The 15,123-nt window shown below is 51.7% G+C and carries 14 protein-coding genes; 9 read left to right on the forward strand and 5 right to left on the reverse strand.

Annotation, left to right across the window (positions count from 1 at the left end):
- The first annotated feature begins 102 nt into the window (after positions 1-102).
- From NTX59_11955 to NTX59_11965, 3 genes are all read left to right on the forward strand, one after another.
- Positions 103-1,128 (forward strand): hypothetical protein, encoded by a 1,026-nt coding sequence (locus NTX59_11955; protein MCX5786391.1) that lies wholly within the window; start codon positions 103-105, stop codon positions 1,126-1,128.
- 174 nt (positions 1,129-1,302) lie between these two features.
- On the forward strand, positions 1,303-2,295 hold the full coding sequence (locus NTX59_11960; protein MCX5786392.1) for a class II fructose-1,6-bisphosphate aldolase: 993 nt from the start codon (positions 1,303-1,305) through the stop codon (positions 2,293-2,295).
- A 102-nt stretch (positions 2,296-2,397) separates the two neighbouring features.
- Entirely contained in the window at positions 2,398-3,660 is a 1,263-nt protein-coding gene (locus tag NTX59_11965) for an aminoacetone oxidase family FAD-binding enzyme (GenBank protein MCX5786393.1), read from the forward strand.
- Between the two features lie 80 nt (positions 3,661-3,740).
- Here the strand turns inward: NTX59_11965 and NTX59_11970 are convergent, their stop codons facing one another.
- Complete coding sequence (locus tag NTX59_11970; protein ID MCX5786394.1) at positions 3,741-4,739, reverse strand: inorganic phosphate transporter; 999 nt, start codon at positions 4,737-4,739, stop codon at positions 3,741-3,743.
- A complete protein-coding gene (locus tag NTX59_11975; GenBank protein MCX5786395.1) occupies positions 4,732-5,358 on the reverse strand; it encodes a DUF47 family protein in 627 nt (208 codons plus the stop codon). Before NTX59_11975 ends, NTX59_11970 begins: the two co-directional genes overlap by 8 nt.
- Before the next feature lie 122 nt (positions 5,359-5,480).
- Between NTX59_11975 and pepT the strand changes: the two genes are divergently transcribed.
- Positions 5,481-6,713, forward strand: coding sequence for a peptidase T (gene pepT, locus NTX59_11980; protein ID MCX5786396.1), 1,233 nt, complete (start codon positions 5,481-5,483; stop codon positions 6,711-6,713).
- 17 nt (positions 6,714-6,730) lie between these two features.
- Positions 6,731-8,494 (forward strand): Na+:solute symporter, encoded by a 1,764-nt coding sequence (locus NTX59_11985; GenBank protein ID MCX5786397.1) that lies wholly within the window; start codon positions 6,731-6,733, stop codon positions 8,492-8,494.
- A gap of 99 nt (positions 8,495-8,593) precedes the next feature.
- Here the strand turns inward: NTX59_11985 and NTX59_11990 are convergent, their stop codons facing one another.
- The 3 genes from NTX59_11990 to NTX59_12000 all read right to left on the reverse strand — a co-directional run bounded on the left by NTX59_11990 (position 8,594) and on the right by NTX59_12000 (position 10,709).
- Positions 8,594-9,619: a hypothetical protein gene (locus NTX59_11990; protein ID MCX5786398.1), complete on the reverse strand. Its 1,026-nt coding sequence runs from the start codon at positions 9,617-9,619 to the stop codon at positions 8,594-8,596.
- Between the two features lie 250 nt (positions 9,620-9,869).
- The gene (locus tag NTX59_11995; GenBank protein MCX5786399.1) at positions 9,870-10,070 is read right to left on the reverse strand and encodes a hypothetical protein; all 201 of its coding nucleotides are present in this window, start codon (positions 10,068-10,070) and stop codon (positions 9,870-9,872) included.
- Positions 10,071-10,130: 60 nt separating this feature from the next.
- Positions 10,131-10,709 (reverse strand): hypothetical protein, encoded by a 579-nt coding sequence (locus NTX59_12000; protein MCX5786400.1) that lies wholly within the window; start codon positions 10,707-10,709, stop codon positions 10,131-10,133.
- Between the two features lie 255 nt (positions 10,710-10,964).
- Here NTX59_12000 and NTX59_12005 point away from each other — a divergent pair, with 255 nt between their 5' ends.
- From NTX59_12005 to NTX59_12020, 4 genes are all read left to right on the forward strand, one after another.
- The gene (locus NTX59_12005; GenBank protein MCX5786401.1) at positions 10,965-12,488 is read left to right on the forward strand and encodes a tetratricopeptide repeat protein; all 1,524 of its coding nucleotides are present in this window, start codon (positions 10,965-10,967) and stop codon (positions 12,486-12,488) included.
- Between the two features lie 159 nt (positions 12,489-12,647).
- Positions 12,648-13,874, forward strand: a complete 1,227-nt coding sequence (gene lhgO, locus NTX59_12010) for an L-2-hydroxyglutarate oxidase (GenBank protein ID MCX5786402.1) — start codon at positions 12,648-12,650, stop codon at positions 13,872-13,874.
- A gap of 32 nt (positions 13,875-13,906) precedes the next feature.
- Positions 13,907-14,317, forward strand: coding sequence for a hypothetical protein (locus NTX59_12015; GenBank protein ID MCX5786403.1), 411 nt, complete (start codon positions 13,907-13,909; stop codon positions 14,315-14,317).
- 24 nt (positions 14,318-14,341) lie between these two features.
- Positions 14,342-14,815: a pyridoxamine 5'-phosphate oxidase family protein gene (locus NTX59_12020; protein ID MCX5786404.1), complete on the forward strand. Its 474-nt coding sequence runs from the start codon at positions 14,342-14,344 to the stop codon at positions 14,813-14,815.
- Positions 14,816-15,123 lie beyond the last annotated feature (308 nt).

Here is a 15,123-nt window from a genome sequence, read left to right on the forward strand (position 1 = left end):
GGCCATGGTGTATACTATAAAAGAGTTTTCAGTCATTGTGCATCGCAGATGGGGGGATAATTCCGCACTGGCATCAACTATCTTTAAAAATCAGGAGACTGCATGATTTCTTTCACACAACGCTTAATCCGGAAAATATCATTTCCATTTTTCATAACTGTTCTTGCCGCGGCCATGGCGCAGGCGCAGCCAAATCTTTTAAGTCCGTCCAATAATTCCTTCGTTGAGACAACGACCCCCGCGCTCCTCTGGGAAAAACTGGAAGACGCAAATGTTTACGTCGTGACTGTTTTTTCAGACAGAAGAGGAGCCAGGCAGATAGTGAAGTTCACGGTCAGGGGACATTCCTGCCTGGTCAGCGAAGGTTACCTGGAGCCGGGGAGGAAATATTGGTGGACCGTCGCTCCCAGCAGAAACGGCGTAATTGATGAACCGTCGCGGATGTGGTCGTTCACGGTTTCGCAGGCGGAAGCTGCCGATCCGGAAACAGCGGCAGAGTCCCAGCCGGCAACAGACACCGGCGACAGCAATTCTGAAACTTTTCAAACCGTTGCTGAATCCGGAACACAAAAACCCGCTCAGTGGAGGGATGATGCTCTCGACTCCTCAGTCAGAGTTTCCAAGCCGAAGCGTAGCGGTTCTCGGTATAAAGAGCCGCAGGAAGACGGAAAGTCTGCCGGGATCGGACTGGGGCTGGGTTTCGGCATTCCTTACGGCATTTTAGGGGCGAACATTGACATAAGTATGCCGGATATCCCCGACTTAAATGTTTCAGCCGGTGTGGGGACGACAATACTTGCGGGGGTCGGATACAATGTCGGGTTGAAATATTATGTGATGCCGGTTGACAATACATGCCGTGCAAGAGTTTCCGCCTACTATGGAGTCAACGGGATATTATCTATATTATCCACAGTTGATTCTAATACGGCTTACACAGGAATTTCCCTTGGACTCGGAGAACAATGTATGTGGGGTCCACATAAAGCGGACGGCCTTGACTTTGATCTCATGATCATAGCTACCAGCGGTTTGCTTGACAAATACAACGAGTTGCGTTCAGCGGGCTCTAGTGCGGCAGACCCCGGCAGGGTTAAATTTTCCATCGGCTACCGGCATAAGTTTTGACATAACAGTTGACTGTTAAGATCGTGCGCGGTTTCGTGTCATTTCCCCGTAATATCTAAAACAACAGCTTGTCTGAAGACCACAGGCATTGATACGCCGCCGTCTTCCATAAATTGGAAATGCGCCCGGCAAAATCATATAATTCAAGATAGCCTAAGACCACTGGAGGACAAAATGCAGACGACGGAAACAAAACCGGTTTCATACAAAGAGCTGGGGTTTTCAAACACCAGAGAGATGTTTAAGGCCGCCATGAAGGGCGGTTACGCAGTGCCCGCCTACAATTTCAACAATATGGAGCAGATTCAGGCCATAATAACCGCCTGCGTGAAAAGCCGAAGCCCGGTGATCTTGCAGGTGTCAAAGGGAGCAAGGGATTACGCCAACGCCACGCTGCTGCGCTGGATGGGCCGGGGAGCCGTGGAAATGATGAAAGAACTGGGCGCGCCCGTGCCGGCGGCTCTGCATCTGGATCACGGCGACAGCTTTGAACTGTGCAAGTCATGCATAGACAGCGGTTTTTCCTCGGTGATGTATGACGGGTCAAGCCTGTCCTACGAGGAGAACGCGCGCATAACCCGCCAGGTGGTGGATTACGCCCATAAATTCGACGTCACCGTGGAGGGGGAACTGGGGGTGCTCGCCGGCATAGAGGACGAAGTCTCGTCCGAAAAGTCACACTATACCGATCCCGCGCAGGTTGAAGACTTTGTCAAAAAGACAGGCGTGGATTCGCTCGCCATTTCAATTGGCACCAGCCACGGCGCCTATAAATTCAAAGTGAAACCCGGCGAATCTGTCCCGCCTCTCCGCTTTGACATACTTGAAGAAGTTGAAAAGCGGATACCGGGATTTCCCATAGTGCTGCACGGCTCGTCTTCCGTTATGCCGGAATATATTGCCATGATCAACAAATACGGCGGCAAGATGGAGAACGCCGTGGGCGTGCCGGCCGAGCAGCTGCGCCGCGCCGCCAAGTCCGCCGTCTGCAAAATAAATATAGACTCCGACGGCCGCCTGGTGATGACCGCCATGATCCGGAAAGTTTTCTCTGAAAAACCGGGGGAATTTGACCCGAGAAAATATCTCGGCCCCGCCCGCGAAGAGCTGGTCAAGATGTACATGGCCAAGAATAAGGATGTGCTGGGCTCAGCGGGAAGGGTATAAGAACGGCAGGGAATAGGGGCTAGCGGATAGGGATTAGAACCAAGAAATAAGGAACTCCTTCCCTAATCGCTATTCGCTATTCTCTATCCCCTGTAATTTACTGTGACTTACGACCTTATCATAATCGGCGGCGGAGCGTCGGGGCTTGCCGCCGCCTGTGCGGCTGCCAATGTCGGCGCCGGTATTCTGGTTATTGAAAAAAATCATGTGCCGGGCCGCAAGATACTCTCTACCGGCGCGGGTAAATGCAACTTCAGCAACTTTCAAATCTCGCCTGACCATTATCACATTCATAACCCGGCCTTTCTGGAGCAAACTTTCAAGGCCCTGTCTCCGGCGGAGATACCCGCGTTTTTTGAAAAACTCGGCCTGCTTTGTACGCGCGGGGAAAATGGCCGTCTTTTCCCCAGGTCAATGAAAGCCCAGGATGTGGTTGGAGTGCTAGTAAACAGACTGGGCGTTCTTGGCGTAACTTTGCTGACGCTCACGGAAGTTACGGCCATAAGAAAAGAAAAAGACGGCTTTCTGGTGGAAACATTTGCGGTCGCGCCCCGATGGGAAAAGAAAGCGGCTGAATCCGTCAAAAAAAATTACAGCGCCAAACGCGTAATACTAGCCGCAGGAGGGGCGACCTATCCGCAGATAGGGGGTTCGCTTAAAGGCTACGCTCTGCTTGAAAGCTTTGGGCACAGCGTCAGCGCGCCGCGCCCGGCCCTGGTGCCGCTAAAGATCAAGGAAAAAATCGTAAAGAATCTTGACGGCGTCAGGCTTGAGGCGCGCCTGAGCCTGACGGATGGAAAAGATAAACTGGCTGAAACAGCGGGGGAACTGCTTTTTACCGGCTACGGAATTTCCGGTCCGGCCACTCTTGACCTCAGCCGCGCCGCGCTGCAAGCGCTGGACAACGGCCCGGTTTTCGCGGAGGCGGATTTTTTCCCGGAATGGCCCGCTCAAAAATTTGACGGCGTACTGCGTGAACGCGCCAGGGCTTTTTCCGGCCGGCCTTTTTCGCATTTTGCCTGCGGCTTATTGAACGATAAAATTTTAAAGGCGGCGGCGGAACTGGCAGTTATTGACTGGCGGGCAACACTGCCTGGTATTGAAAAAGTTGTCAAGTTCGGGGGAATTTTGAAATGCTTCCGGCTTGAAATCACAGGAGCCACGGGTTTTGAGGACGCCATGGTTACTACGGGCGGCTGTACTCTGGATGAAATAGACCCTTCCACCTTCGCTTCCAAAAAAGTCAAAGGGCTTTATGTGACCGGCGAACTTCTGGACATTGACGGGGATTCCGGCGGCTACAATTTACACCTGGCCTGGACCTCAGGCATACTCGCGGGCCGCCACGCGGCACATAGCGGCTAGGGGCTAGAGTAGAGAGTTTATAGTTATTGAAAATTTAAGAAACTCCACCCCCAACCGCTAACCCCTATTCGCTATCCCTATTATCTGAATAGATGCACCGACAGCCAGTAGACTGCTGCTGAGATCAGGGCGGAGCCGGGAATCGTAAGCACCCAGGCCCACACAATCTGGCCCGCCACGCCCCATTTTACGGCATTAAACCGTTTTATGGTTCCCACGCCCATTATGGCGCCGGTTATGGTGTGAGTGGTGCTTACGGGCGCGCCCATTGAGGATGCAAAAAAGAGTGTGACAGCGGCCCCGGTTTCAGCGCAGAACCCGTCTATTGGTTTTAATTTTGAGATCTTATGACCCATGGTTTTTACTATGCGCCAGCCGCCAAACATCGTGCCAAGCCCCATGGCCGCGTAGCAGATCAAAGCCACCCAGCCCGGTACTTTAAATTCGCTCAAATATCCCGCGCTGCACAGCAGGCCGGTTATTACGCCCATGGTCTTCTGCGCGTCATTGCCTCCGTGGCCGATGCAGTAAGCGGCGGAAGACAACAGCTGTCCCTTTCTGAAGAGATGGTCCACCTTGCTCGGAGTTGATTTACTGAACAATCGGTAAACCACCGTACCGAAAAGCAACCCCAGCAGCAGTCCCAGCACAGGCGAAATTACTATAAAGATCAAAACCTTCATTATGCCGCTCATTACAAGCACGCCTGTGCCGGCTTTTACAATGGCAGCGCCCGCCAATCCGCCCATAAGGGCATGCGACGAACTTGAAGGCATGCCGTAATACCAGGTGAGGATATTCCAGGCGCAGGCCCCTATCAGCGCTCCAAAGATAATGTGTGTGTCTATAATACTGATGTCAACTATCCCTTTACCCATGGTATTGGCCACCGCGTGGCTGAACAGGAAGAAGGCCAAAACATTGAAGAAGGCCGCCCATATAACCGCCTGACGGGGGGAAAGCACCCGCGTTGAAACGATGGTAGCTATGGAGTTGGCGGCGTCGTGAAAGCCGTTAAGGAAGTCGAATACCAGGGCCAGAGTTACAAGCCCGATCACTGCAAGCAAGGTACTATCCATTTTTCACCAGTATGGCCTCTATCACCTTCGCCACATGTTCGCAGGTATCAAGGGTGCCTTCGGCCACTTCGTAAATTTCCTTCCATTTAATGACCATAATGGGGTCTTTTTCGGTTTCAAAAAGATTGCTGATGGCCTTTTCGCGTATCTGGTCGCCTATGTTTTCAAGGCGGTTCACTTCTATGCAGTGGTCAAGCACCCGGCGGGCGCGTTTGGTGTCGTGCATGTGCTTTACGGCGTTGGTCAGCGCCCGCGCCGACTGGTCTATGGTGTCGGCGAACTGTATCATGTACTCCTCGTTGGCGTCAAGCTTGTAAAGTCTTATGCGGTTGGCCATGGAGTTTATCATGTCTAAAATGTCATCCAGTGTGTTGGCCAGCGAGTAAATGTCTTCACGGTCGATCGGGGTTATAAAAGTGCGGTTGAGCATGTCCACTATTTCGTGGGCAAGGGTGTCGCCTTCATGTTCAAAATCCTTTATTTTCTTCACGGTTTCTTCGTCGAACACGCCTTTTTTTACGGAAGACTTAAAACAGTCGGCGGCCTTTATTATATTGTCCGCCTGAAGGCTTAAAAAATCGAAAAATTTCAGTTCTTTGGGAATAAAGTTTATGGCCATTTGTGAACTCCTTGGCCGTCTGAGGAGCATAGCTCCCGATACGGCACTGAATAGTCTTGAACAGCAGGATAATTTAATTATATCCTTTTAAAGCGTTTATGGCAAAACAGCGGGAGAAAAACATGGACTTCAAAAACCAGCTTTACAGGCGGCTTGAAAAATACGCAAAAATCGACACTAAATCGGACGAGGCCTCAAAAAATTTCCCGTCCTCAAAAGGCCAGCTGACGCTGGGGAAATTGCTGAAGGCCGAACTTAAGGCCATAGGCGCAAAAAGCGTTAAGATGGATAAATACGGCTATGTAACCGCCGAAATCCCGGCCACGGTAAAAGGCAAAATCCCTGTTATAGGTTTTTTGGCGCATATGGACACTTCGCCCGAAGTAAGCGGCAAGGGCGTCAAACCGCAGGTGCACCGCAACTGGCGCGGCGGCGACATAGTGATAAGCAGGAAACACGGCGTTATACTCAACACTAAAAACTGCCCGGAACTGGCCGCCTGCAGGGGGGAGGATATAGTTACGGCGTCGGGCGACACTTTGCTCGGAGCCGATAATAAGGCGGGGCTCGCCATAATAATGACGGTGGCCGAGCACCTGCTTGACCATCCGGAAATACCGCACGGCAAACTCAAGATCGGCTTCACTCCCGACGAGGAAGTGGGGCAGGGCGTGAAGTATTTTAATGTTAAGTCTTTCGGCGCGGACTACGCCTACACTTTTGACGGAGATGTGGCTGGCGCGATAGAAGAGGAAACTTTTAACGCCGACGGAGTAAAGATCTCCGTAAAAGGAAAAAGCGTTCACCCCGGCTCGGCAAAAGACGCTTTGGCTAACGCCGCCCGTATAGCGGCGGACATCGTTTCTGCCTGGCCGGAGAATCGTCTGCCCGAGACCACGGCCGGCCGCGACGGGTTTATAATGTTCACGGATATCAAGGGCGAAATTGAGACCGCAGAGATTTCCGGCATAGCGCGTGAACATGATCTGGCTAAACTTAAGGCCCTTGAAAAGCATCTTGCGGCCATTGTGGCGGAGAAAAGGATCAAGTACCCGCTGGCTGAAATAAAGCTGGAATTCAACGAACAGTACCGCAATATGGGTCCTGTAATCAGGAAACATCCGAAGGTAATGGCGAATTTGACGGCGGCGGTGAAAGAGGCGGGACTTACGCCCCATATTAAGCCGGTGAGAGGGGGGACCGACGGATCCCGGCTGTCTTTCATGGGCCTGCCCACGCCGAACGTGTTTACGGGTGGCTACAACTATCACGGCCGCTACGAATGGGTCTCGCTGGGCGGCATGCAGAAATCCGCCGAAGTCCTGACAAACCTCGCCCGGAAATGGGCGGAGTGAATCCGGCCGCTAAAAATATGACAAATAATTTCATGGCTCTTTCGGCTATAGACTGGACGATAATCGCGGCCTATACCGGACTTTCAATGCTCATTGGTTTGTACTTTTCCAAACGCGGCTCGAAAAACATGGCGGAATATTTCGTCGCCGGCAGGGACGTCACCTGGTGGCTTGCCGGCATTTCCATGGTGGCCACCACTTTTGCCGCGGACACGCCTCTTGTAGTCTCAGCCATTGTCAGGACCAAAGGGCTGCAGGGCAACTGGTACTGGTGGTCAAGCGTCATGGGAGCCGTGATGTGCATTTATTTTTTCGCGCGGCTCTGGCGGCGGTCGGGGATAATAACCGACGCGGAATTCATGGAAGTGCGCTATCACGGCAAAGCGGGCGCCTTTCTGAGGGGTTTTTACGCTTTTTTCCGTTCCATACTCTGCAATTCCATTGTGATGGGCTGGGTAATACTTGCGATGTCAAAGATAGTCTATGTCCTGCTGGGCTGGCCAAAAACCATGTCGGTGTGGATACTTGTGTGTATATCCGTGGTCTATATATTATTTTCCGGTTTATGGGGCGTTCTCGCCACGGATTTTTTCCAGTTCATTCTGGCCATGTCGGGCTGCATAACATTCGCGGCCATCGTCATGGTAAAAGCCGGAGGACCGGCCGCTCTGATAGACAAAGCGGTTATGGCCTGTTCCGCCGCCGCGGCCGCCGACCCGCAGTCCAACCTGGTTGCGCCTTCGCAGTTAATGAATCTTTTTCCGAGCTTTGATTCGCTCAATGCGGGGGTCATCATGTTTTTCGCCTTTGTGTCGCTCCAGTGGTGGCAGAGCGCTCAGGGCGACGGCTTTCTGGCGCAGAGGCTGTTCTCCTGCAAGAACGAAAAGCATTCGCTGCTTTCAGTTCTTTTTTACAGTTTCCTCCATTATGCCATAAGGCCCTGGCCGTGGATAATAGTCGGACTGGGCTCGCTTATCTTTTTCCCCGTACTGGCGGACCCCGAAACAGCTTACCCGCTCATGATGATAAAATTCCTGCCCGTGGGCCTGAAAGGCGTGCTGGTGGCGTCGTTCCTCGCCGCTTTTATGTCAACCCTCTCCACGCATATAAATCTCGGCGCGTCGTACATGGTAAATGATATCTATAAACGGTTTTTCGTCCCTGAGGCTTCCGACAAGCATTACGTGGCGGTTTCGAGAATCAGCATTCTCGTTATGACGGGACTTGCGGGCGTAGCCTCGCTTCTTATGCATTCGGTTTATTCAGCGTGGCTGCTGGGTACCGCTCTTATGTCCGGAACCGCTTTGATCGTAATGTTAAGGTGGTATTGGTGGCGGATAAACGCCTGGAGCGAGATTTCGGGCATAATAGCCGCTCTGGCTATAACATTGTCGCTGGCCGCTTCTCCGACGCTCGGCGCGGACAAATATTACGCGCTCAGGCTGTTCATAATAATTTTCGGAACCACCGCGGTTTCGGTTATAACGACCTTTTTAACGGAACCAGAACCTTACGACCATCTTGAAAAGTTTTACAGAAGGGTCAGGCCTTCGGGCTGGTGGGGCAAGCTTGCCGAGCGGTGCCCCGACGTGCATCCCGTCAAGATCGGCATGGCGGAATTCACGGACTGGGGGTTGACCGTTGTATGTATTTATTCCAGTTTATTCGGGATAGGGTGGCTTGTGCTTGGCAGGATAAAGACGGGTGTGATAAGCTGCCTGCTTTGCGCCGTGCTGCTTACCGTTATACTTAAACGGATCAATCTGATGAAGTGGGATTAAAGAAATAGGCGTTAGGCTGAAGGCTGAAGTTTGTAAAATTCCCTTATAAATTTGAAGTTCTGACCCTTCAGCCCTCAGCCTTCAGCCTATTCATCTAAGCTACCACTGCACGTCTCTGGTCATTTCTTCAACACGTTCAATGCCTAAGGCCGGCTGAGCCGCTTTATTTGCCTCATCTCGTGCGTCCTCGCACGGCCCGGCGCCTTTGACGTATGCGGTCAGGCTTTCCAAAGAAGCTCCCGAAACTTCCATCCGCTCAAGTTCAATAGACTCGGGCAGGTTTTCATATTGGCCGTGGCCGACGGCCTGTCCCCGCGGCGCAATGCAGATATTAACAACCTGCGGGCCGCCCCTTAATTTGTTGCTCCAATGGCCGAATATAGTGTGATTAACGTATAAAGAACCGCCAAGCTGTTTCAGCCAGTTTTCATTCACCTTTCTAGGTACGAACGGCCAGGCCGAAAAAGGATATGAGTCCACCACCGCATTGGATTTAACGGCTAATAAATTTTTTATTCCGCTGTCCGCCTCATCGTACATCCTCACTATGATCTCGGCCATTGCGCTTTCACCGTACATCAGCCAGGTAACGGCGCCGGGGGTGGTATTTATGGCCGCCACCAGCGCGGCGGTCTTTCTGGCGGCTGAAACATTGCAGGAATGCCAGATAAACGACTGGGTGTTGGAGCGGAATTCGGGAAAATTCAGGATAATGCCGATATCGGAGGCGCTTGCCTTGCTGAGAAAAGCGGCATACTGCAGGTGATCCTCGGCAACAGCGCGCCAACCGTGGCCAGTAACCAGGAATTTGATGTTATCACCGCCTTTTACCAGGTTTCTGTTTTTGGAGTCTTCAACAAGTTTTTTTACCAAAGACTGGGCCGAAGAAAGTGAGTAATCGGTTAATGTCACTATGTAAACGTGAGCGATCCCGCCGCCGGGTAAACTGACCGGTTTATATTCAAACGAGGGTTCCTTTACATTCCGGTCAAATGAGATTTCGCGCGCCGCATCATTCTTTATCTCCCGGCTTGCCTCATCACCGGCAAAGCTAAAAGACTGGAACGAAAAAGCAAAAGACGCCGCTAGCGCCAGAAAGGCCGTTTTATCAGATAATTTGGACATAAACAATAAAATCCGCGCCCGCATACACAATAGTAAGCCAAAATCAGCCGGTTTGCAAGTGCCAAAGGTCCTATGCCGCGAAAAAGTGAAAGTTGCCCTGACAAGACTGCCGCAGTCAGACGGATCGGCATCCTTTACAAGGAATTTATGATTGAAAATGTAAGAAATAGAAAATGGAATTTTAGGAAAGTTTATGCCTTAAGTTCGTCCGGGAAATCAGCCCGGTATTTCAGCGGGCTGATTTCCCGTGTCATTGGAGAGAGGAGTTGCGCAGCCACTTCCTGTCCGGCCTGTGCCGCGGGCTGAATACCCACATATAGGCGTACCGCTTTTCGCCTGGCGCGCCCGGCGCGGCGCTGCCGCCGGAAGATTCACGGAGTATCCGGATTATGGAGCGCTCTCCAAAGCGTTTATTATTCCTGTCATCGGGGTCGTTCAATGTTGTTTCCATACACTTTTCCTTTTGCGTTCCCAGAACGGCGGCGCGCCACCTTGCGCCCCGCCCCTTTGATCACCAGCCCATTTTGAATTTGAAGTTATGTGTGCCGTTGACCGGGTCAATGAGCCAATTGCCGTCAACCACCACCGCAATTTCCTGCCTGAAGTTGTAGCCGTAGCCGATATGGCTTTCCATTATCTGAACCCGCTGGCCTTCGGCCTGAAAGGTCTGGCCGTTGTATTTCAGGTCTATGTTCTGGGTGCCCTGTAAGGTATTGGCGGCCATAACCGAGGAGTCGTAATAGTTCATAATGACGGCGCGCACTTTTTCCGTGCCAGTGAATTTGGGATTTGCCACGGTGATCCAGAGCGGGGCGGCTATTATTTCGGAGCCCAGGCTCAAGGGATTGTAAGCTATCATTATTGAAGAGCCGTCTGCCGCGTTAAGGCGGATGTTCTTCCAGTTCATGTCCGCTTTTTTCGGAACCACAGGGGAGATCTTCACGCTTAAGCGGGTTGGCACGGCATTGGGAACCTGCGCAGCAGTCTGTTTGATGGTTTGAATGTTAATATCCCGAAGCTCGGAAGAAGTTGCGGCCCAGCCGAGGGATGCGATGCTAAGAATAACCGCCAGTAACGCTGTTTTTTGCATTTACTTGTCTCCTTATACTTTCTCTACTCAAAGTTTAACTAAAATCCGCTCTATCCTGTATGAGGCGAAAGGCCCTTTTTTTAACGGCAAATATCCTATATGGAACGTAGGTCCTTTGACCGCTGCCTGAAAATCGGCCACCGGTGAAAAATAGGATCACTCCGGCAGCCAGGTCGCCCCGCTTCACATTTTTGTATTATAATTTCAGGTAAAGAGAACTCCTTAATGTTCCCGTAAGCGGGCAATTTAAAATATATGGAAACTGAAGACAAATTTCTCGGCGAAAAGAAGGGTGTCGCCGCAATTGGCGCAATAAGCCGGGAAAAACTTTTTCCGCCGGGAAACGCGGCTTATCAATACTGGCTTAACTTCGCGCTTATGCGGAAAAAAGACGGTTTCTATGCCGAGGCCGAAAAGGCGGCAAGGGAATCAATAAAACTGAATCCGGAGGTTTATCATTCCCATGCGGTCTTGTCGAACCTGCTTTTTAACAGAGGCAGGTTCAGGGAGTCATTGCTTCACGCCCGCAGGGCCGCCGCCCTTAAACCGAACGACCCGGAAACGCGCAGCAGCCTTCTCCGGGTTTTGCGGGTTTTAAATCCCGGTTGCGCGCGGAAAATAGCGGTAAAAATATTCAAAAAAGACATGAAAATGTCAGTCCCGGTGTTAATCGCCGAAAAGGACGGGGCCGCTGAAAATTCCCGGTGGAAAAAAGCCGCTTTAAAATTCGTGTCGGCGGGAAAATATAAAGAAGCTTTCCAGGCGCTGGAACGCCTGAATAACGCGGGCGCGGCGCTGGAAAACCAGTTTCTCTTTTACAACCTGTTCACTATGCATGGCGCGATATCCGTTAAGGAGTGCGAAAGATATCTGAGAGAATTGTCCGCTATGCGGGCCGGGCCTGAACTTGCCGAATGGCGGTATTTTTACATGGGCAGGCTGTGCGAGGAGATATTCCTGTCGGAGCAACGGGAGGGGTTTCTGGCAAGGGCGCTCGGGTATTACGCAAAGCTTGACGCCAAAAAGTTAGGAAAGCGCGGCTGGATGCTGTTTAACCGGGGGAAGATATATTTAGGTTCCAGGCCGCCTTTATATTCCAGGGCAGAAAGTGATTTTATCGCTGTGCTGGAAGCCTGCCCGGGGTATTGGCCCGCCTTATGCCGGCTGGCGGAAATAGCTTTCTGCCGGGGCCGGAGAAAGACCGGACTTGAATATTTTGAAAAAGCCATTCGGAACTGCCCGGGTTTTGTCGGAGAGATACGGACATGGCGCGGGGAATTTCTTTTGTTAAGCGGACGCTTCCGTGAGGCGTTGGAAGATCTGGATTTCGGAGTGGCTCTCGGCGCTAAATACGCCTGCGGCTGGCGCGGGGCCGCGCGCCTGATGCTGGGCGATACAAGGGGCGCCGTTAAAGACCTGATGGCGGCGCGCAAGGCTGATCCGTGGGATTTGGAGGCCAAAATATTCCTTGCCGAAGCGCTCAGGGAAAGAGGGGCATACGGCCAGGCGGAAGAGGAGTTGCGCGGGCTTGTTACAGCTTCCTGTTCCCCCTGGATCTATGCGAATACGGCCCTGGTAAAGTTTAAAAAGAAAAAGACGGCGGCGGCTTTGGCTGATTTTTCAAAAATAAGAAAAGATATTATCCGGTTTGTCCGCTTGAAGACGAAACTGAAAACAGCTACCCCCGGAGATAAGGAAAAACTCCTTGTTGAGTTCCTGAAACTGTCCAAAGGATGCCGCAGGCAGGATGCCTACCTTGAACCTTTGTGGATGAAATGACCGGAGCAGGGGCGGCACTCATGGGGGGATTTCTAAAAATTACTAAAAATACCGCCGCTTTTGGTATTATAGATAAAATGGACGGCAGGAGAAATATTTCAATAAAGAACTCCTTCCCTAATCGCGATTCTCTATTCTCTATTCACTGCCGTATATACTATGCAAACTGAGAAAACGGATTACCTTATAATCGGAGCGGGGATTATCGGCCTGGCGCTTGCCAAACAGCTTAAAGAGCGGTTCCCCGATAAAAAGATAATCCTGCTTGAGAAAGAGCCGGACGTCGCCTGTCACAGCAGCGGACGCAACAGCGGGGTTCTGCATTCCGGATTTTATTATACTGCTAACAGCCTGAAGGCCCGGTTCACGCGGGACGGCAACCTCTTTATGAGGGCCTATTGCAAGGCCAACGGCCTGCGGCTCAATGAGTGCGGAAAGGTCGTTGTCGCCTCTGATGAGGCGGAATTAAGCGGGCTTTACGAACTGCAAAAGCGCGGAGCAGCCAATGGCGTGGACGTGCGGCTTATAGACGAAAAAAAACTGGCGGAAATAGAACCTAACGCGAAGACCTTTAAACACGCCCTTTATTCACCTTCCACTGCCACGGTGGACCCGGTGGAAGTAAATGCGCATATAAAAAACAGCCTTTTGAACTCCGGCGTCGAGATACGCTTTTCCGAAGGCTACAAAGCCAGGGCCGGCCAAAACACGGTCATAACCTCGGCCGGAAAGCTCATTGAAGCCGAAAAGATCATGAACGCCGCGGGGCTATATGCCGATAAAATAGCGCGGGACTTCGGTTATTCGAAGGATTACGTAATAATCCCCTTTAAAGGTATATACCTTACATATGAAGGCGGCGCGAAACCGGCCCGCACGAACATCTACCCGGTCCCCGATCTCAGAAACCCGTTCCTGGGAGTCCATTTTACCGTAACCGCTGAAGGGACCGTGAAGATAGGCCCCACGGCTATACCGGCTTTCTGGCGAGAGAATTATAAGGGACTGGAGAATTTCCGCCCCGGCGAGGCGCTGGCTGTGATGTATTATGAAGCCAAACTTTTCCTAACCAATTCCTTCGGATTCAGAAACCTGGCCTTTGAGGAAATGCGCAAATACTGCAAGCCGTATTTTATCGGGCTGGGAAAAAAACTGGTGCGCGACCTGGACGCCGCGGGATTCCGGCATTGGAGCAAGCCCGGCATACGGGCGCAGCTTTTAAACACCAAAACGCTTGAGCTTCTGCAGGACTTCGTGGTGCAGGGCGACAAGTACAGCGTGCACATACTCAACGCCGTCAGCCCGGCCTTCACCAGCAGTTTTCCTTTCACCCGCTGGGTGATGGAGAATTATATAGAAAAAGAGGCGGAGTCAATTTCGCCTTAGAGAATATTGATAAAACTAAAGGAGATTAAAACATGAAGAAAAATCAAAACAGCGGGTTGGCGGTGATAGCTTTGGCCGGGATAATGGGTGTTTTAGCGGGATGTTCAGGGTTTGGAAGCAATAAGGTGAAGATCATTTCCATATCGCCGGATATCAATACTTTGCTTGAGGCGGGGAAAAGTCTGGATATTGAGGTAGCGGTCAAATATACGCTTAAACAGGAGAACGGAGCAATTGAACTGGTTATCCAGGCGGGGGATAATTCTTCCATCGCCAGCATCGTTGAACCAGTAAAGAAAGGGAGCGGCAAGCTTACGCTCAAGAAGACCATTACCGTTCCCAAAACAAACGCGATCTCGGTTTTCACTCCGTTAACCGTCAGCGGCGAAAACATGACCGAAATAGTCGACAGCAGAGTGTTTAAAGTAATTACCAAAAAATAAGCGGCAAAATGCCGGAGGACCCATATGAGCGAAAAAGGCAAAACAGCGATGCCGGAGAGCGAAGCGAAGCGGGTTCTAGCCGAAGAGGATACCGGCTGTCTTTGCTTAAGCCGGGGGGAGGAACCGTACGGCGTGCCGGTTTCTTACGCTGTTCTGGACGGCCGCATAGTTTTTCACTGTTCTATTACGGGCCGTAAGCTGGACTTCATAAGGGCGAATCCGCGCGTCTGTTTTGTGGTCTCCCGTCATCCTGACCGTGTGAAACCGCATCACCCGGAGGAGGGCTGCAAATACCGGTTTGAATCGGTTATCTGTGCTGGGAAGGCCAGGATAGTTGAAGATATTGAGGAGCGGTTTGAATTACTGAGGAGGTTTCTGGTTTATTTTAACGTTCGTCTCGGAAAACCTCCCGGCGACAATCCCATCTCAAAAGAAGCGGCCGCTGGCGTGGCCTGCGTTTCAATTAATATAGAAAAGATGACCGGGCGCAGAAAATAAGGCCGGCCTTCACCTGTTAATCCCCTATATTAAGGCCCCTGACAAAATAAAGTTCCGGACAATCCGCTGCGACGAGCTTTATTCGCGGCGCGCGTCCTTACACGAGTTCAAATCGCTAGTGCAACAAGCGGTGGGATTTATATGTGTCGTGGCTGCAAGTTCGGGGGTCCTGCCGGCGGATTGCCCTTCGCCCCAGACCCGTGGGGGACCCAATGCCTGCGCAGGTGCCGTATCAGGGCCTATGGCCATCAGACGGCCTCCCGTGGTCCCCCTCCACCCCGTATTGAGGGGTGGAGCCTCCTCTCCGC

The sequence above is a fragment of the Elusimicrobiota bacterium genome, assembly GCA_026388155.1.
GTDB lineage: Bacteria > Elusimicrobiota > Elusimicrobia > Elusimicrobiales > UBA9959 > UBA9634.